Genomic DNA, 18,015 nt, shown 5'->3' on the forward strand with positions numbered 1-18,015 from the left:
TATAAGAATTTAAGGCACCGTTTAGCGGTGCCTTTTTTGTTTATTAGCCTCTCCCCAACCCCTCTCCGAGGGAGAGGGGCTTTTAAAAATTATATATCAAATATTTTATAAAAAGTCTCCCCTTTCGGGGGAGATTTAGAGGGGGCTAAATATTTTTCCTAATTTTGCGCATGCCAAAAATTTCGCAAAAGGGGCACGATATGCCCGCATCGCCTATACGTAAATTAACGCCGTTTGCCGATAAAGCTAAAACCGACGGTAAAAAAGTATATCACCTTAATATCGGCCAGCCTGATATTGAGACGCCAGAAGGCATGCTGAATGCCATTAAAAACATCGATTTTAAGGTTTGGGCCTATACCCCATCAGAAGGTACATTAAGCTACCGCAAAAAACTGGTAGAGTACTACAATAAATTGGGTTATAATATTACGCCGGATAACATCATTGTTACAACCGGTGGCTCAGAAGCGATAACCATTGCCATGATGACCTGCCTTGATGAAGGCGATGAGGTGATCATCCCCGAGCCTTTCTACGCCAACTATAATGGCTTTGCCAATCAAACGGACATCGTTGTAAAACCAATCCTTTCATACATTGAGAATGGTTTTGCGTTGCCGCCGATTGCAGAGTTTGAAAAGGTAATTACTGACAAAACTAAGGCAATCATCATCTGTAACCCTAACAACCCTACAGGTTATTTATACTCTCGTGAAGAGTTAGAAGCTTTAAAAGAGCTTTGTTTGAAATACGACCTGTATTTGTTCAGTGATGAAGCTTACCGCGAGTTTTGCTACGATGGCCGCACCTTTACCTCGCCAATGCACCTTGATGGATTAGATGAGAACGTAGTGGTAATGGACACCGTAAGCAAACGTTACAGCGCATGTGGTGCACGTTTAGGTTGTTTAATCACCAAAAATAAAGATGTTATTGCTACCGGTTTAAAATTTGCACAAGCCCGCCTTTCGCCGGGTATGGTTGAACAAATTGCCGGCGAAGCTGCTGTTGATACGCCTGATGAATATTTTGAAGCGGTAAGCAAAGAGTACACCCAGCGCCGCGATACGCTGGTAAATGCTCTTAACCAGATGGATGGCGTTTACTGCCCTAACCCGGGCGGCGCATTCTATGTGGTAGCTAAACTACCTATAGACAATGCCGACAAGTTTTGCCAATGGATGCTGGAAGACTTTAGCCACGAAAACCAAACCGTGATGATGGCACCGGCCACAGGTTTCTACAGCACGCAAGGCGCAGGCACCAACGAGGTACGCATGGCATACGTACTCAACAACGCCGATTTGACCAAAGCGATGGAATGCCTTGCTGAAGCATTGAAACAGTATCCGGGAAGAATTTTGTAGTTTGCAGTTTTTAGTGGGCAGTTTGCAGCAAGTTTAAAAGTTTTGACTTTCTGCTAACTGCAAACCGCCCACTGCAAACTAAAAAAGCGTATATTTGTAGTTCGTTTAACTGCAAACTGGAAACAGCCAGCTACGAACTCAAAAAATGGGGTCGACCGGAATTGACAGGATGGAGATAAATAGGTAAGCATGCAGCGCGTTGGGTGAATTAGCGCTAAAATCTGAACGCTCAAACTTACAAATGGCGAAAATAACTACGCCTTAGCTGCCTAATTTAGAATTAGCATAGCTTTTGTCCCGCCGGTTTTCGGTTCTGTTGAACCGGTATTTGGGGCATCATCAAACGGAACTGGCCTGCTTAGGGTGCGATAAGCGGGCGAGATAAAGCACCTACGGATACGGTACAGGCAAGCAACTGGCCTTCCTCATCCCGACAATTAAACAGAAGCTAAGCATGTAGAAAGCTTATCTTATACCATGTTTGGACGAGGGTTCGAATCCCTCCGGCTCCACTAAGTAAGTATCAAAAAGCACTAAAACCCTTCATACGCTACGTATGAGGGGTTTTTTGTTTTAGTTTGGTGCCATTTATTGGTCTTTGAACGCCGATTTTGGTGAGCATTCTGGTGAGCACGAGCTTTCAGAACACCTGCTCACCAGATCCGATTTAACTAATTGTCTTACAGCTTGTTCAGCGAGTGAACATCTTGTAAAAATTATGCTGTGAAAGTAATTTTGTTTAACTTTTTAACAGCCTTTTATGATTAAAAATGTGGCTATCCTCTTTTACTTGAAGAGAAGAGCAAATGCAAACGAAGAAAAAGTACCCGTTTATGTAAGAATTACTTGTGAGGGTCAACGGGTCGAAATGACAACCGGACAAAAGATCCATCCAAGATCATGGGATCCAAGTCAGGAAAGAGCAAAGGGCAAAGCAAGTGATAATGTAAAGCTTAACGTGGCACTTGATGAATTTGGACGAAAGATCAATGACACGATCCGTTATCTGAGAGACATACAAGAAGAACTCTCCGCAGAGAAGATCAAAAATCGTTTCTTAGGTAAAGCCGAAAAGCCAATTATGCTGATGGATGTGTTCAAAGAGCATAATCAGAAAGCAGCAGCTTTAGTTGGCCAAGAGTTTTCTCCATCTACTGTCACAAGGTATGAAACAACGCTAAAGCACACTCAAAACTTCATGCAATGGAAATACAAGATCAATGATATCCGTGTTAAAGAGATAGATCATCGATTTATTAGCGAATTTGAATTTTACCTGCGTTCAGTGCGTAAGTGTAATAATAACTCAGCTTTAAAGTACATCAAAAATTTTGGCAAGATCGTTCGCATTTGTCTTGCCAACGGCTGGATAATCATAAACCCTTTCTTAAATTATAAAATCAAAATTAAGAAGGTTGACAGGCCCTTTCTTTCGCAGGAGGAACTGGAATTGATGGCGTCCAAAAAATTCGTCGGTCCCCGTCTCGAACAAGTTAGGGACATATTCCTGTTCAGTTGCTATACCGGGCTGGCATACATCGACGTACAAAAACTAAAACGTTCGGAAATAGTAAAAGGCTTCGATGGCGAACAATGGATTTTTACCAATCGCCAAAAAACAGATACGCCTTCGAGAATTCCCCTGCTACCTTATGCAATGACAGTAATAGAAAAATATCGTGAGCATCCTCAATGTACAACTGAGGACAAACTTTTACCCGTGCTAAGTAACCAGAAAATGAATGCTTATCTTAAAGAGATAGCCGACTTGTGCGGTATTCTCAAAGACCTGACATTCCATATCGCGCGACACACCTTTGCCACTACCGTAACATTGCTAAATGGGGTACCGATCGAAAGTGTTTCAAAAATGCTGGGACATACGAATATCAAAACGACCCAACATTATGCCAGAATTTTAGATCTGAAAGTCGGAGAAGATATGAGTGTGCTAAGAACAAAAATGCAAACAAAATAGGCTGATCAATATGACAAATCAAACTGAAGTGGCATCAGATGCAATCATCGCAGGTAAGATTGTGAGAAACCGGAAAGTCATGTTTGACCGGGACTTGGCGGATTTATATAATGTACCGACAGGTCAATTGAAGCGGGCTGTACGCAGAAACATCAAACGATTTCCGAACGACTTTATGTTTCAGTTGACCCAGGAAGAATTTAAAAACTTGATATTCCAAAATGGCACATCAAACTGGGGAGTTACACGCAAATTACCTTACGTCTTTACCGAACAGGGTGTTACCATGCTATCTGGAATCTTAAACAGTGAACGTGCGATAAGTGTAAATATTCAGATTATGCGGATTTCTCAAAAGTGCGAGAAGTATTTCTCGATAACACAGAAATCCGGCTTGAGCTTGAAAAGATCAAGACCCACTTATCCAATCATGATACGAATATCGAGCTCGTTTTTCAGTATCTGGATGAATTTCTTGTGTCTAAAATTAATCTTCCCCACCGCAAGAGAATAGGATACAAATCAGATGATCTTTGAACATGTTAAACTCATGCTAACACCGGTTACTTTCAGCGTTATTCTGCCCTTTATAATTATAAAAGGCTGTGTCTCATAACTGTCACAACCAAAAAGTCAATTTCAAGGTCTCGCAAAATGCGAGACCTTCCGAACGCCAATAATTAATTCATCGAACTATATTCCATCGGCGAATGCCCTACCTGTTTCTTGAAAAGCCTTGCAAAATGCGTTGGTATTTGAACCCTAACTCATAACTTAGGCACCGTTAGGTGGCCTTCCGAATGTAGACACGGAGTCTTTGCTTTGTGTGTAGCGGTATGAGTGGTCAGTGCCAAGAATCATTAATAGGTCAACCTGCCGAGCTCAGAATTGTTTTCCGAACGGCAATTAACTTAACTGATAGTTAACCAGCGTGGGACTCAAACACTAGTAGCAAATCCTGGAAGACCTTTGGTTCTGATGTATGGCCTATTAAGTGAAACTGCCAGTAAGAAATGCAATCTAGCACATCATAAACTTCTCAAATTTTATTGCAAAAGCAATACATTAGGTGGTAATTAATATGATACCGCATAATGCGGTATCATATTAAACCATTTAATAACGCTATTATTCAAACCAATTCACTTATCGTTTGGTAAATACCAAGCTTATTTGACACGCCCCCAGTTAAAGACATTTTTATCGATAGGCTATCATCATCTTACATCGTTTTTTATTTTATTGCCGGTGCTGCGTGCAGGTAAATATATTTGGAAGCCAAAGGACAAATTCAGATTGCTCTGATAACCCTGACTGCCGAACCCACCTAATCCATTATATTTAAGAAGAGTCTCCAATCCGATATTTGGCGTAATAAAGTACGCAAAACCGGGCCCGAAGCTAAAGTCAAGCCCGTTAGTATTGCCTCCGCCATTACTAACGTTTACGCCGCCAAGGCCGATGGTGCCTTCTCCGAATAGGCGTCCGTGTTTTAGTATTTCTACGTCTGACCCTGTGTAGTACCGTCCTAAAGCACCTAAACCATAATTAACGGTAGTATTTGACCCTTTTGCTGTTTGGATGCCTAGGTCAACATAAGCGCCTAAGGCGATATTGTCTTGTACGAACCATGCGGCTTTCGGAGTGACATCAAGGCTAAACACCTTCGGATCATTTAAGCCCAGATTGATATTGGTGAAATTGCCACCGACCATAACATTTCCTTTCTGAATCTGTGCCGTTGCATTCAAGCCATTAAGGATTGTTAAAATAACTGTAATAAATAATACTTTTTTCATATGTTTCTGTTGATTTTTACAGGATCGTAGACCTGCCTTAAGGCAGGTATTAATTAATGATTAGCCGTTCTTAGTGAACAATGTCGATGACCGTGAATGCAATTTCACTTTATTGATCAATTCGTCTATGTTAAACGGTTTTGAAATAAAATCTTCGCAGCCGAAGCTGCCGGGTTTAAGCCCTTTGTCTGAATAGGCAGAAAAAATGATCACCGGGAGGCGCGCTGATGAAACGGAATTTTTTATAAGCGCACAAACTGCACCGCCATCCGGATCACCCAGTGAATAATCGATCAATATCAGGTCCGGTCTTCTTCGCGTTATAAGATCTAATACATCTTTCGCATTAGGAGCGGTATCCACCTCAAAACCCTCATACATTAATACCTCCTGTACTATGTCAAGAACTTCTGATCTGTCATCTATTATTAGTATACGTTTGTTCATATTTAGTACTTTAGTTACATGAATAATGCAGAGGGGTACAAAGCCATCGCTAATTTTAATGTAATGCGAAACGCTTTTACTTATTAATAAACCAAAATTACTAAAGGCGATTTTTACTAAAAATGTTGAAATCCCCAAATTGCATACGCGTTTTACTCTTTTTAGGAGTGTTCGAATACGGTAAATTTTTGATGGTGACAAGGGTCACTCTGAGAAGTTAACCATGTGAGATTAGTAAAACTTAGTCAAAAAATGGGTAATTAGAAGCTATAGCAAAATTTACATCCATCGTGAGTATGGGGGTGCAATAGTTGAGGTAAAAACAGAAGATGCTGATGACGGTTTAGATAATCCCGTTTAGTATTGCAAATCTTACCAAGGCGATAGTATTTCGCGTTCCGCTTTTATCGATCATCGCCTGCCGTTGATTTTCGATAGTTCGCTTACTGGTAAACAATTTATCTGCAATTTCCTGATTAGTGAAACCTTCACCTAATAAAGATAATATTTCAATTTCGCGGGTAGAAAAATCAAGATCCTGTACATTTTTGTGGGTTACGGGGTCAGGAAGAGCCAGCAATCTGTTCAAAAAACGTCTTGCAAGATCTGAACAAATGTATTGCGTAAAGTGATGTGTATGTTTGATCGCGAATACCAATTCGTCCGGACTGACGCTTTTTAACAGATACCCCTTAGCACCGGCTTTAAAAGCTTTTAATACGTACTTCTCGTTATCCATAGCACTTAAAATAATCACTTTTGTTTCAGGATAATTTGTTTTTAGCTTTTCAGCAAGCTCTATTCCACCTAATTGGGGCATATTCATATCCGCCAGGATAATGTTAGCTTTGACACCATTATCGAGCAAATTAAGCACATCCTGCCCATTTGAAGCTTCTCCTGCAATTGAAAAGTTTTTTTCCTTCTCAAGCAGTGAACGGATTCCCCCGCGAACAATGTGGTGATCTTCTGCTAAAATAATTTGTATCATAAGATATCTGCTTTATTCATTCCTGTAACTCAAGGTTGCTGTGACAGATGTTCCACTGCCAACAGAAGATTTAACCTGCAAAGTTCCATTATACAGGTTTACACGGTTACGTATGCTTGTTAGCCCCGCGCCTGTAGGCACCTGGGGCGGCGCTGTAGGTGGGAACCCCCTGCCGTTATCCGTAACGTGGATCTCAATAAGTTTATTTTTGTGCACATCGATAGTAATTTTTGAAGCACCTGAATGTTTCATTGCATTATTTACCAGTTCTTGTATAATTCGAAAAATGCTTATTTCAATGTCCAACGAAAATCTTCTGGAAAATCCACTGAGATTGGCAGTTATCTCCATCTGGTCTGTAGACAACCGCGTACAAAGTTCTTCAAGGGTGGCACCCAGTCCGAAATCTGCAAGAATAGCAGGTGCCAATCGAAATGATAAATTCCTGGTTTCTTCAATAACAGCGTCTAAAAGCGCGTTCACTCCGTTTACCTCGGGTAGGTTATCATCAGTTTGTAAAGCAGATAGGCGGATACGAATACCGTACAGTAACTGGCTTACGCCATCGTGCAGGGCATCACTTATCCTTTTGCGCTCATTTTCTTCGGCGGCCAGTGTAGCCAGCGCGATGGCAGTCTGCTGATCATGTTTTAATCGGGCGGACTCTTGTTCTATCCTGCGCTTTTCCGTTATATCCATCATGATACCAATAAAACGATCAGGCTGGCTCTCCTCACGTACAACGTGGCCGCGTATACTGGCAAAGCATTCATGTCCTGCATAGTTTAGGAACCTGCACACCACATCAATTTCGCTTTGTTGGTTCAAAGATTTGCGAAAGTGCTGATCAACTCTTTTTCGGTCATCAGGATGCACCATATTGATAAAGGTTTGATACTTATCATCAAATTCGTTATTTTTAATAGCAAATATTTGAAAGTTGGTATCATCCAGGAAAAAGGTCATGGTATCAGGTTCCAGTTCCCAGGTACCAGAGGCAGAAGCTTCCAAAGCGAGTTCAAGTCTTTCCTTAGTTTTGATCAGGTTTTTATCTGCGTTTACACGTTCGGTAACGTCGATCATAGCAATATCACACTGAAGCGGCATCGCCTCCGCAGGAGAAATAGCAATACCTTCTACCTGCACATAAACTTCCGAAGCATTATCAGTAAGTAATTTAAGAAGACAACTTTGTTTGGATTTGGTCCTGATGAGATCGCGAAAAAAAAAATGGTAGCGGTCAGCGTATTCTGGCGACAAAAATGATTGCAGCCGCTTGTTCAGGATCCTGCGTTTTATTGTCCCCAACATGCTCATGCCTGCATTGTTTACCTCATTTACGATTCCGTCAGTATTTAAAATAAAATATCCTATCGGGGCCAGATCATAGATACCCGCAAATTTTAACTGCTGCAGTTCTAACTGTTCATTAGCCAACCGCAGTTCATCATTCTGCATTTCAAGCTCAGCTTGGTGAAGCTGCAGTTGCTGGAGAAGATAAAAATCACCAGATAATTTATCCTCTTTAGGGTTGGCTGATTGTTTCGTCATCGATCGTAAACAAGATTAAGAAAATGTCGTTTTTGAGTTCAGCATCAAATAGACGAGACCTGATAATTATTTCCTTATCCGTCCCGGGTATCAAAATAGCCGCTTCCTGCGGCATTCCCGTCGCAAGGCATTTATCCAACGTCTCGATAGTTGCATCTGTTTGCCAACGCTGGCTCAGAAAAGCGGGTAGCGATTTTCCAAGCAGATCCGTCCTTAGTACTTCAAAGAAATTAAGGAATGCCGGGTTTGCATGTGTAATAGACAATGATCTGTCCAACCTGCACATTGCCAAGGTAGATTGTTCGGCCATTGCATCTGTATACTCTTTAAGTGTATTCAGTTGCGACTGCATTAATTTAAAATCTGTTATCAACGTAAAGGTGATCACCGCACCTGATATAAAATTATCAGACGTACGGTAAGGCATAATCCTGACCCGATACCATTCCTTGTCATATGTGCTCATATCGATTTCCTTGATCGCGAGCTTATCTATTACTTCCCTAATGTCATCTTCCTTAAGTGATTGTTCAAAATTGTCCACTACATGCATGATAGGCCGACCTATATCTGTTGAGATGAGGTTAAACAGCTCTTTAACTTGTGGCGTATAACGAAGAATAATTAAGTTATTGTCCAGGAAGATGGTGCCGATCTCGGTAACGTCGAGCAGGTTTTTCATGTCATTATTAAGCCTTGTAAGCTCTTCTGCCTTCGACTGATATTGCACATTAATAGTCATCAGCTCTTCATTTAGCGATTGCATTTCCTCTTTCGTGGTCAGCGATTCCTCGTTGGTACTCTGCAATTCCTCATTTGTGCTTTGCAATTCTTCGTTTGTTGATTTTAGTTCTTCCATCGATGATTCCATTTGCTCAATGGTATTATTTAACCTTTGCCGTGTAAACAGCAGTTCGCGTTCAAGCTCAGACACCCGCGAAGATTCATCCGCAGTTGCAGCCTTTATCCGGTTATTCCGCTTTACAGGAGCAATAGATTTTTCAAAAATCAACAATACCGAATCCTGCATGCCTTCTTCTTCAACTTTAACAGCACGCAGATTGATCACCTGGTCAGATTTTTCACCTTTTAGCCTTACATCGCGCACTGCGACGTTCTTTCCATCAGCCAAGGCCTGACTTATGCAGTATTCTACCGGGTAACGCAACTCTTCCCGAACCATTTTATGAATACTCATGGTTGCCTGGCCGCTCGGGAACGACAATAATTCATCGGTTTTTCCATTTGTAAACAAAATGGTACCTTTTATATCTACCAATATGGCAGCAGGTGCAACGTGTTCTATCAACACCCGGTTAAAAAATTCATTTGCCGACTTTACCGGGTTCAATGCCGGAGCTTTTTTGTCCGATTTATCTTCCAGCATTGGTACCGGCGCAACATTAAAAGGGAAATCGGCCAGTCTGGTAGCCTGTACATTGCCTTTCATTCGTTCAAATAGCTTCCATTTATGATCTACCGATAAAAACATATCGGTAAAGCCCCCAATGGTTTCGGCGGGGCCCATTAACAATAACCCACCGGGATTAAGTGCGTAATAAAATAGCGGAATGATCCTTTTTTGGAGTTCAGCAGTAAAATAGATCAGCATATTGCGGCAGCAAATCAAATCAAGCCGTATAAAGGGCGCATCTTTGATTATATTTTGCTGAGCGAATACGATCATCTCCCGCATATGTTTGTTCACTACGTATCCATTTCCTCTTTTTGTAAAAAACCTTCGCAAGCGCTCAGGTGAAATGTAAGCGGCAATATTTCCATGATAAACTCCTGCCCGCGCATGCTCCAATGCGTCCTGATCCAGATCGGTAGCGTAGATCTGTACTTTACGCTGGATGTGGTTAGGTTCTTCATCCTGGCATTCCATAATGATCATGGCGACAGAATAGGCTTCTTCCCCCGTGGAACATCCTGCAATCCAAACGCGTATGGGATCGTCTTCGTTCTTGTTTTTCAACAAGTTATATATTTTTGATTTTAATCTGTCAAAAGCTTCCTCATCTCTAAAAAACTTTGTAACTCCTATCAGTAGTTCGTTAAAAAGTGTTTTTATTTCCTGTGGATTCTCTTTGAGCAGATCTACATAACTGTCGTAATCTTTTAACTGATAATAAGCTATCCGCCTGTCAATTCTTCTGGTGATGGTGCTCATTTTATATTGAGCGAAATCATTGCCGGTGTAAGACCTTAACAGCATCAAAACTTTCTGCACGGCATTACCTGTTTGCATAGCAAACCGCTCCTGATCCGAATCCAGTGCGAGCGCAGGGTGGTTCATATACCGGATAAGGCTATGTGGCATTTCCTCCGGCGCAAGTACAAAATCAACCAGACCGGTTCCGATAGCTGCCCTGGGCATACTGTCATATTCTGCAGTTAAGGGGTCCTGAACTAAAGTTACGCCAAGTTTTTCTTTAAGCATACGGATACCGGTTTCACCATCAGAACCCATGCCAGAGAAAATGACACCCGCCCCTTTACCCCATTGGTCGTCAGCAAGGCTTTGCAGAAAAAAGTCGATAGGCTGGCGAACACCCTTTGTTTTAGACGGCGGCATTAATAACAACCGCCGGTTATGCATCCCCATATCTTTGTTACGGGGTATCAGGTACACTTTATTAGGTTCGATAACCATTCCGTCGACCGCTTCAGAAACAGGCATCGGCGTAAAACGCTGGAAGACCTCATCAAGATGACTACGGTAATTCGGATCAAGATGCATGATAATGACAAAGGACATCCCGCTATCTGCAGGCATTTTCGAAAAGAATTTTTCAAAAGACAGGAAAGATCCTGCCGAACCGCCCAGGCCTATTACAGGGAAAGATTCAGATGATGTATTCCTCGGATCGGCTTCAATCGTTACTTGTTCTGTAATTTCGTTTTTCTCGGGTGTCTCAGGCATCGGTCGCGCTTAGTAGGTAGGTGATAAAAGTAACCATAAAATTAGATTTATGACACGGTTTAAAAAAGTGAAGTATTTAACCTATGAAATTGGTGTAATTTACTTAAAGAGTAAAAATACATCGCCGTAATTTTGTTGTACATCATCAATTGTGCAAACTGTCCTATGATTATCCATGCTCAATTTACGGGATACCTAAATCAGCTTTACTGCGCAGAATCGCACCTTGTAGAGCGATTATCTGATATATGCGCACATCCCGATTTTGATGATTTCCAAAGCCTGATCAATATTATTTGCGAAAACGCAGAAGCCCGGTGTTCAAAACTTGAATCAATTTACGCATTGATAAATCTGGAATATTCTTTCGTTTACTGTAAAGACCTGATCAATTTTGCGGATACTGTCTTCGATAGTATCCTGAAAACGCAAGAAAATATCGTTGAGCGGAACCTTGCACTACTATATTATATCAATATGATAAATGCCGTGACAGCTGCCGCTTTTGAAAATATCCAGTTATTGGTGACGGTTTTAAATGACGATCGCCTTGTCAATTTATTTAATAGCTATCAAAGCGAAAATAAAACAGGCTTTCATCTTTCTGTATTAAGTGACCATATTCGATCGTATCAAAGTTTAGTAAACTAAAATCCAGATAGAGTATTTTTCCAGCCTGCCAGGCGTATTAATTACTGATATGTAAAAATCCAAAGTCTCAACTTTGAGTTAACCCGACAGTTTGAACTGAAAACAGATAACTCAAGTTTGATGATATGGCTTTTCTTGATCACGTTTTACAACCGCCTTCCTACGGATGGACCGATATCAACGGGAATCTCTCGCGCCCTACAACCTCGCAAATTATTGTGGAATTTTTATCAAGGGTCAATATTTTCCGAGATAGAAAAAACTGGTTGCCTTTCTTCAGTTGGTTAAAAGTACTGTGCCTCATACCTTTTTTTGTAAGCTTTGCGCTTTACTATATGAACTGGTGGACGTTAATTTGCGCGTTTATCTACGGTATGATCGTGATGGGCACGCATGGCACCATCTGGCATCACCGGTATTGTACGCATCGTGCATATAAATTCCGGAACCGATTCTGGAGGTTTATCACGCAAAACTTAACTATAAATGTTATTCCTGAAGAAATTTATGTCATCTCGCATCACGTACATCATTATAAATCTGACCAGCCTGGCGACCCTTATAATGCCGAAGCGGGGTTTTTATATTGCTTTTTGGCAGATGTTAACCATCAGCCCATTGCAAAAAATTTGAATGAACAGCAATATAAGCGAGTCTGTTATCTGATGGCTCATACCGGCGTTGCTGGTAATAGCTTTAAACAATACAGCTGTTGGGGTTCTTATGCCAGCCCGGTATGGGCGGTTTTATCCTGGATTTTAAATTGGCTATTCTGGTTCCTTGTTTTTTATTTAATTGGGGATTTAGCCTTAGTTACATGCCTGTTTGGCGCAGCTGCAGTTTGGGCAATCGGTGTTCGCACTTTTAATTATGAAGGACATGGAAAAGGAAAAACTCAACATCGTAACGGCGTTGATTTTAACGAGTATGATAAATCCATTAACCAGTTATGGCCAGGTTTAGTGGCAGGAGAATGGCATAACAATCATCACTTATATCCCAGAAGTGCAAGAAGCGGGTTTAAGCCCCGTCAGATTGACCTCGCCTGGTATTATATCAAATTAATGAGCTGGTTGGGGGCAGTAAGCTATTACAGAGATTATAAGCAGAAATTTTATGATGATTATTATTTGCCTTACAACAAATTAAAAAACAAAACATCCGATACTTCCACCTTAACCAACTACTCACATGCAAAATCCACCTGAAATTTCAAAGCCTGTCAGAGATGTTCCAGATACTCAACTTTTTAGTTTTTTAACAGCAAGCCTGTTAAGCATATACCGCACAAAACGGTCCCTCGTTACCCGGCTCCCGAAAATTGCATGCCAGGCTGCCTCTGGGGAGCTAAAATCGGTTATGATGGAAATAACGAATGATCTTGCGGTGCAAATTTTACGTTTAGATAAAATATTTGCCTTGTTGGGTTTTGATAAATCTTTAACAAAGAATCTTCCGGTTTTCTCTTTAAATGAAAATACTTTTCAATCGACGGTAACCAAAAACGTTGACCCTATGATCAACGAGTTTGATATTCTATTGTATATCTCAAATCTTGAAAGTATGGATATAGCCGCTTTCCCGATGGTATTGTCAGCCGCAGATAAATTAGGATTTGACGATATCCGGCAACTGTTGCAAGAGTGTTTTGATGACGCTAATGATAACCGGGCATTAATAGATGTAATTGTAGATAAATATCTGGCTGCGCAATACGAAAACAGGAAAATAAAATTAAGTTTAGATGTAAAGGCAGATAACCATATGTAAATTTTGTTAAAGGATAAAAATATTAGAAATGGACAGAAAAGGTCAAAGAGTAAGCACGCCTGATGGAAAAGGTGAAGTTTTAGAGACAGTTGGTGATGAGGTGAATGTAAAACTTGATTCTGGTGAAACAAAAACCTTTCCGGATGATGATGTTGCGGATGACAGCACGGCGAATTGATTTCCAATATCAATAGCTTTCAAAAAGGCCTTAGGCCTTAATTATCTTCCTGCAGGACGGCATTCCGCATGTGCAAATGCCGTCCCAATTCGAACCGGGTAATATTATAGCGTAATCTATAGTGATCTCCGCATCTTCTGTTAGTATATTAACATTTACCAGGCAGCCTGTATCTGTAAGCTGGGCGTTAGGTTGACAACAGTGATTGATGTGCTTAAAAATACTATCCTCCGGAGTGGCGGGGTCTACCCCATCTACGCCAATGATCGCCCTTTTGTCACGCAGTGACAAAACATCTCTTAATCCTAAACGGCGGCACAGTATAGTATGTGCTAATACAGTAACATTGGTAAACAAGCCTCTGCCATGTATTAATGATAAGCCTGTGTATAAGTTTCGCTTCCCGTTATCAACCAGCGCCATATCGTATAAACTCATCATATTAAACAGCAATATTGCAGCGCGCAGGTAAAACGTTCTTAACGCATTGGCTCGCAAAACCCTTTTCATCTACTTTCCATTCCCCTAACACGCCATCAAGCAGTATGTCAAGTGCCGCGTCTATTTGCTTAACACTCTGATTGTCATGAAAATAAATGATAAGATCTGGTTTGGCCTGGGTAATTACTTTCATTTTATTATCAAAGTTTATTGCCACGGGTATATTGAGGTTTCGTTTTTTGGAAATAACAATAAGTTGCTTTGCCTGGCTTCCTGTTACAGCAATTAATTGCACAAAGTGATTTTCGGCTTCTGTTTCCTGTTTACTCCCATAAATTATCCTGCAGGGACGCTTCCACCAACCCTTTTCCTTTAATACCACGTGGAAAAACATTTCGCCTTTGCTAAATGATCTGATCATAGCTGCCAGAATGGTTGGTCTGGGATAACCATCTGCAAGGTCAAACACGCCGGACTCATACGTTCCACCATGACTTTTCAACAATTTATCCCACCCGAAAGATCCTAGTAAAGCCCAGGGTGTGATAGCAATTACACTAACGCCGTTACTATTAATTCGATTGGCAGCAAGCCAGATCTCGTTAAGCCATCGCATTTGTTCTTCGCGCGTACAATGCAAGTGCACTTCGGTAATGGCGATAGGGATATGGTATCGCTCCCAGGCCTCTCTAAGCAATTGGTTTATACCAGCCGGGCGAACATTGTTTACCCTTACCGCTTCCACATCGGCATAAGTATGTCGCCCGTTTCCACCATGCGTATGCACCGGGTAGAGGGTTTTTTGCGTATCCAGATAGCGCTCACTTGTAAGATAATAGTTGACACCCATGATATCAGGTGGGCAGGGATTGGCTATAAAATATTCCAGATCTTTCACAGCCATCCCATGTGCAAGTAGGTACTCCCATAAAGAGTGGTTTTCGTTTACATGACCGCATAGTAGATCAAAACTTAACCAGCGTCTATCATTCTCAAATGCTGACTGGTATAGTAATGACGGGCAGCTATGTACTTTTGCCAGATCGTCGGTTTGTACCAGTTTAGCATCAGGATTGACTTTTCTTATAGCCTCCATAGCCAGAACCGTTGCTTTGCATTCATTCAGTAGTATCCTGCAAAATGTGTGATCGCTGGTGGCGTGTGGGTACCAATGCCCATAAAGGCCGCAGAAACGTGCGGTTGTCAAAGGTTCATTTATGGGTGTGTAATAATTGATCCATGGAAATTGTTCTGCAACCTTAGCGGCATAAGCAGCCAGACCGATGGCGAAGCTATCTTCCATTATTTCTACATAGGCAGGGCCACTTCCGTGATGAACAAGCCCCGCGATAACATCAATGTTATAGTCACGAAGCTCGTTAAGTTTTTTTGCAGTACCTGCCCAATCGATAGCAACATCTTTATGAGGCTGATGGCGTTCCCAGATAATTGGAAAGCGCATTTTCTTCAATCCTAATGAAGCAAACATTTTTATATCACTATCACGATGCCAATGACCGGATTGATCCAACTGATCAAAATAAGCATCTCCAACCCGGTTAACGGTACATTCTACCCCGCCCCAAACTTGAACTTGTTTCTCAGGCAATAAATTCATCAGCCTCCGGTTTGTCAGCCGTTTCCGCCTGTATTTTTTTAAATGTGTGAAGTGCTTGTGCCACAACCTGGTCCATATTATAATATTTATAAGTGGCCAACCTGCCTACAAAGTGCGTATCAGATGCATCTGCAAGGGATTTGTATTTTTTGTACAGCTCTGCATTCTCCGGCCTTGGTATAGGATAGTATGGGTCGCCTTTGGCTGTCGGAAACTCGTAAACCAAACTTGTTTTGTGATGCTTTTGTCCGGTGAGGTATTTAAATTCTGTTATTCGCGTAAACTGATAATCGTTTGGATAATTGATAGTCCCGGTGTTTTGGAACTTAGCCATATCTAGCGTTTCAAATTTAAAGTTGATTGATCGATATGGCAGCTTTCCGTAGCAATAGTCAAAATATTCATCAACCGGTCCGGTAAAGATCATTTTTGTAAAGGGAATGCTTTCTACAATTTCATGATAATCTGTGTTCAGCATCACTTTTATATTAGGATGGCTAAGCATTTTCTCAAACATCCGAGTGTAACCGTGCAAAGGCATTGATTGATATGTGTCCGTAAAATAGCGGTCGTCTTTATTCACCCTTGTTGGTACCCGGGCAGTTACGGATGCGTCAAGTTCAGACGGATCAAGATCCCATTGTTTTTGCGTATAACCTTTAAAGAACTTATTATATAAGTCTCGCCCTACTGCTTTGACTACTACATCTTCTGAGGTGCGAACCTGCGGCACGTTTTCTCCTTTCGATGCAAAAAACCCATCCAGTTCGGTACTGCTTAGATCCAGATTGTAAAGTGTATTTATCGTAGTTAAGTTTATGGGGATAGGGACCTGTTGCCCGTCAAGGTCGGCCAATACTTTGTGTTGGTAATGCCGCCATTCTGTAAAACGCGACAAGTGCTCAAATACCTCTTTACTATTGGTATGAAAAATATGCGGGCCGTATTTATGGATCAGAATACCATCATTATCGTAATGATCGTATGCATTACCACCAATATGATTTCGTTTGTCTAACAGTAATACTTTTTTGTTTTCTACAGCGGCAAGTCTTTCGGCAAGGATACTACCGGCGAATCCCGCGCCGACAATCAGATAATCAAACATCAGGATTGAATTAGGGAATTATAAACTGCAGGTGCAGGTGCCAGTACGGCCTTCATTTTTTCAGTCATCTGTTCGCAGGTTTGGTCCCACGAATTTTGGGCAAGGAAGAAATCAACTTTTTGTAACCATTCTTTTTTATTCGAACGATTCAATTCTATTTCGGCCTTGGCAACAAAATCTGCCGCGTTTGTACCGATAGATACAAACCCAAGTTTGCCATACGGATGAACTACATCTTTGATCGCTGAGGATACCACCGGTAGTCCTGCTGCGAGGTATTCGGGCGTTTTTGTAGGGCTTATGTAGCGTGTCGATTCGTTCAGCATGAAAGGAATAAGTGCCAGATCCCAGCCTGCCATCAAGGTAGGAAGTTCGGCATACGTTTTAGAGCCTGTATAGTAAATATTGCTATTTTGAGGCAATGTGTCCGGATCTATCTTTACCACAGGGCCTACAAGAATGATGTCCCATTCAGGTCGCATTTTGGCCATATCTTTAATGAGGCCTATGTCAAACCGCTCGTCAATAACGCCATAAAAGCCAAGTTGCTTACGATCTTTTTTATTAGCTTTTAAAGTTCTGGCTTGCGCAAAGTGCGCTTTATCAATACTGCTTGGAAAAGCATATATGTTCTGATGCTGATTTTTTTTGGCTTCGTAAAGTGATTGACCTCCGGTGAATACGATATCGGCTTTTTTAAGCAGTTCTTTTTCCAAAAGTTTTATTGATTCAGGGGCGAATTTGAAAGCAGATAATTCGTCCATGCAGTCAAATACTGTAAGTTCGGGTCGATAGCCCCTGCTAAATTCTAAAGCCATAGGTGTATAATACCAAAACGCATAATCAGCCATTTGGTGCCCGGCCATAAAGTCCTTGAACAATTCTATCTCGATATCTTTGGATTCTTTTGGCCCGAGTCCTTCGGGTAGCTGCGGCTTTACAATGGTGATGTGTTTCCCACGCTTTAAATAAACATAATGAGGCGTAGTTTGCCCCGGAAGAAAAACGGGTTCTTCGATATAAAATAGTTCTGTTGACTCAGACAAACGCGTTAATATGTGCTGCGGCCGCTGAAAAACAAAGTCCCATCTCAGGTGAGAAAAGCATATCAGATTAGTTGGCAACCGCCCTGGAATTGCAGAGATTGGCTTGTTATTTAAATCTTTAATTAATTGCATATCATGTTT

Annotated in this window: 16 protein-coding genes and 1 other RNA gene; 8 read left to right on the forward strand and 9 right to left on the reverse strand. The window is 41.3% G+C overall.

Annotated elements, in window-relative coordinates; translation table 11 throughout:
• The first annotated feature begins 170 nt into the window (after positions 1-170).
• The 4 genes from D0C36_RS04545 to D0C36_RS04560 all read left to right on the forward strand — a co-directional run bounded on the left by D0C36_RS04545 (position 171) and on the right by D0C36_RS04560 (position 3,862).
• Complete coding sequence (locus tag D0C36_RS04545) at positions 171-1,370, forward strand: pyridoxal phosphate-dependent aminotransferase (protein WP_117390368.1); 1,200 nt, start codon at positions 171-173, stop codon at positions 1,368-1,370.
• 147 nt (positions 1,371-1,517) lie between these two features.
• Positions 1,518-1,885, forward strand: a transfer-messenger RNA (tmRNA) gene (gene ssrA, locus D0C36_RS04550).
• A 245-nt stretch (positions 1,886-2,130) separates the two neighbouring features.
• Positions 2,131-3,348, forward strand: coding sequence for a site-specific integrase (locus D0C36_RS04555; protein WP_117390369.1), 1,218 nt, complete (start codon positions 2,131-2,133; stop codon positions 3,346-3,348).
• A 10-nt stretch (positions 3,349-3,358) separates the two neighbouring features.
• Positions 3,359-3,862: an ORF6N domain-containing protein gene (locus D0C36_RS04560; RefSeq protein ID WP_233524409.1), complete on the forward strand. Its 504-nt coding sequence runs from the start codon at positions 3,359-3,361 to the stop codon at positions 3,860-3,862.
• 703 nt (positions 3,863-4,565) lie between these two features.
• Here the strand turns inward: D0C36_RS04560 and D0C36_RS04565 are convergent.
• The 5 genes from D0C36_RS04565 to D0C36_RS04585 form a co-directional block, all read right to left on the reverse strand.
• The gene (locus D0C36_RS04565) at positions 4,566-5,147 is read right to left on the reverse strand and encodes a hypothetical protein (protein WP_117390370.1); all 582 of its coding nucleotides are present in this window, start codon (positions 5,145-5,147) and stop codon (positions 4,566-4,568) included.
• Between the two features lie 60 nt (positions 5,148-5,207).
• Positions 5,208-5,594, reverse strand: a complete 387-nt coding sequence (locus D0C36_RS04570; protein WP_117390371.1) for a response regulator — start codon at positions 5,592-5,594, stop codon at positions 5,208-5,210.
• 343 nt (positions 5,595-5,937) lie between these two features.
• Positions 5,938-6,585, reverse strand: coding sequence for a response regulator (locus tag D0C36_RS04575; protein WP_117390372.1), 648 nt, complete (start codon positions 6,583-6,585; stop codon positions 5,938-5,940).
• Between the two features lie 12 nt (positions 6,586-6,597).
• The gene (locus D0C36_RS04580; protein ID WP_117390373.1) at positions 6,598-8,136 is read right to left on the reverse strand and encodes a PAS domain-containing sensor histidine kinase; all 1,539 of its coding nucleotides are present in this window, start codon (positions 8,134-8,136) and stop codon (positions 6,598-6,600) included.
• Positions 8,111-11,062 (reverse strand): CheR family methyltransferase, encoded by a 2,952-nt coding sequence (locus D0C36_RS04585; protein WP_117390374.1) that lies wholly within the window; start codon positions 11,060-11,062, stop codon positions 8,111-8,113. Before D0C36_RS04585 ends, D0C36_RS04580 begins: the two co-directional genes overlap by 26 nt.
• A 165-nt stretch (positions 11,063-11,227) precedes the next feature.
• On the opposite strand from D0C36_RS04585, the gene D0C36_RS04590 reads away from it, so the two are divergent.
• The 4 genes from D0C36_RS04590 to D0C36_RS04605 all read left to right on the forward strand — a co-directional run bounded on the left by D0C36_RS04590 (position 11,228) and on the right by D0C36_RS04605 (position 13,661).
• Entirely contained in the window at positions 11,228-11,713 is a 486-nt protein-coding gene (locus D0C36_RS04590) for a hypothetical protein (protein WP_117390375.1), read from the forward strand.
• A 125-nt stretch (positions 11,714-11,838) separates the two neighbouring features.
• Entirely contained in the window at positions 11,839-12,921 is a 1,083-nt protein-coding gene (locus D0C36_RS04595; RefSeq protein ID WP_117390376.1) for a fatty acid desaturase, read from the forward strand.
• The gene (locus D0C36_RS04600) at positions 12,905-13,483 is read left to right on the forward strand and encodes a DUF892 family protein (RefSeq protein ID WP_117390377.1); all 579 of its coding nucleotides are present in this window, start codon (positions 12,905-12,907) and stop codon (positions 13,481-13,483) included. The genes D0C36_RS04595 and D0C36_RS04600 overlap by 17 nt, the downstream gene beginning before the upstream one ends.
• A 28-nt stretch (positions 13,484-13,511) precedes the next feature.
• Positions 13,512-13,661: a myosin N-terminal SH3-like domain-containing protein gene (locus D0C36_RS04605; RefSeq protein ID WP_117390378.1), complete on the forward strand. Its 150-nt coding sequence runs from the start codon at positions 13,512-13,514 to the stop codon at positions 13,659-13,661.
• A 30-nt stretch (positions 13,662-13,691) separates the two neighbouring features.
• Here the strand turns inward: D0C36_RS04605 and D0C36_RS04610 are convergent, their stop codons facing one another.
• The 4 genes from D0C36_RS04610 to D0C36_RS04625 are packed head-to-tail and all read right to left on the reverse strand — an operon-like array spanning position 13,692 to position 18,006.
• Positions 13,692-14,102 carry an SET domain-containing protein gene (locus D0C36_RS04610; protein WP_117390379.1) on the reverse strand — a complete coding sequence of 137 codons (411 nt, stop codon included), beginning with the start codon at positions 14,100-14,102 and terminating at the stop codon, positions 13,692-13,694.
• Position 14,103: 1 nt separating this feature from the next.
• Positions 14,104-15,720: a family 1 glycosylhydrolase gene (locus D0C36_RS04615; RefSeq protein WP_117390380.1), complete on the reverse strand. Its 1,617-nt coding sequence runs from the start codon at positions 15,718-15,720 to the stop codon at positions 14,104-14,106.
• Entirely contained in the window at positions 15,704-16,828 is a 1,125-nt protein-coding gene (gene glf / locus D0C36_RS04620) for a UDP-galactopyranose mutase (protein WP_117390381.1), read from the reverse strand. The genes D0C36_RS04615 and glf overlap by 17 nt, the downstream gene beginning before the upstream one ends.
• Positions 16,828-18,006, reverse strand: a complete 1,179-nt coding sequence (locus tag D0C36_RS04625; protein WP_117390382.1) for a glycosyltransferase family protein — start codon at positions 18,004-18,006, stop codon at positions 16,828-16,830. The genes glf and D0C36_RS04625 overlap by 1 nt, the downstream gene beginning before the upstream one ends.
• Between the last annotated feature and the right edge of the window lie 9 nt (positions 18,007-18,015).

Source organism: Mucilaginibacter conchicola, from assembly GCF_003432115.1.
Taxonomy (GTDB): Bacteria; Bacteroidota; Bacteroidia; order Sphingobacteriales; family Sphingobacteriaceae; genus Mucilaginibacter; species Mucilaginibacter conchicola.

Excerpts from the sequence above, each read along its gene's own strand:
- D0C36_RS04545 (WP_117390368.1), top strand. The coding sequence starts at position 171 with ATGCCAAAAATTTCGCAAAAGGGGCACGATATGCCCGCATCGCCTATA.
- D0C36_RS04555 (WP_117390369.1), top strand. The coding sequence starts at position 2,131 with ATGATTAAAAATGTGGCTATCCTCTTTTACTTGAAGAGAAGAGCAAAT.
- D0C36_RS04560 (WP_233524409.1), top strand. The coding sequence starts at position 3,359 with ATGACAAATCAAACTGAAGTGGCATCAGATGCAATCATCGCAGGTAAG.
- D0C36_RS04565 (WP_117390370.1), bottom strand. The coding sequence starts at position 5,147 with ATGAAAAAAGTATTATTTATTACAGTTATTTTAACAATCCTTAATGGC.
- D0C36_RS04570 (WP_117390371.1), bottom strand. The coding sequence starts at position 5,594 with ATGAACAAACGTATACTAATAATAGATGACAGATCAGAAGTTCTTGAC.
- D0C36_RS04575 (WP_117390372.1), bottom strand. The coding sequence starts at position 6,585 with ATGATACAAATTATTTTAGCAGAAGATCACCACATTGTTCGCGGGGGA.
- D0C36_RS04580 (WP_117390373.1), bottom strand. The coding sequence starts at position 8,136 with ATGACGAAACAATCAGCCAACCCTAAAGAGGATAAATTATCTGGTGAT.
- D0C36_RS04585 (WP_117390374.1), bottom strand. The coding sequence starts at position 11,062 with ATGCCTGAGACACCCGAGAAAAACGAAATTACAGAACAAGTAACGATT.
- D0C36_RS04590 (WP_117390375.1), top strand. The coding sequence starts at position 11,228 with ATGATTATCCATGCTCAATTTACGGGATACCTAAATCAGCTTTACTGC.
- D0C36_RS04595 (WP_117390376.1), top strand. The coding sequence starts at position 11,839 with ATGGCTTTTCTTGATCACGTTTTACAACCGCCTTCCTACGGATGGACC.
- D0C36_RS04600 (WP_117390377.1), top strand. The coding sequence starts at position 12,905 with ATGCAAAATCCACCTGAAATTTCAAAGCCTGTCAGAGATGTTCCAGAT.
- D0C36_RS04605 (WP_117390378.1), top strand. The coding sequence starts at position 13,512 with ATGGACAGAAAAGGTCAAAGAGTAAGCACGCCTGATGGAAAAGGTGAA.
- D0C36_RS04610 (WP_117390379.1), bottom strand. The coding sequence starts at position 14,102 with ATGATGAGTTTATACGATATGGCGCTGGTTGATAACGGGAAGCGAAAC.
- D0C36_RS04615 (WP_117390380.1), bottom strand. The coding sequence starts at position 15,720 with ATGAATTTATTGCCTGAGAAACAAGTTCAAGTTTGGGGCGGGGTAGAA.
- glf (WP_117390381.1), bottom strand. The coding sequence starts at position 16,828 with ATGTTTGATTATCTGATTGTCGGCGCGGGATTCGCCGGTAGTATCCTT.
- D0C36_RS04625 (WP_117390382.1), bottom strand. The coding sequence starts at position 18,006 with ATGCAATTAATTAAAGATTTAAATAACAAGCCAATCTCTGCAATTCCA.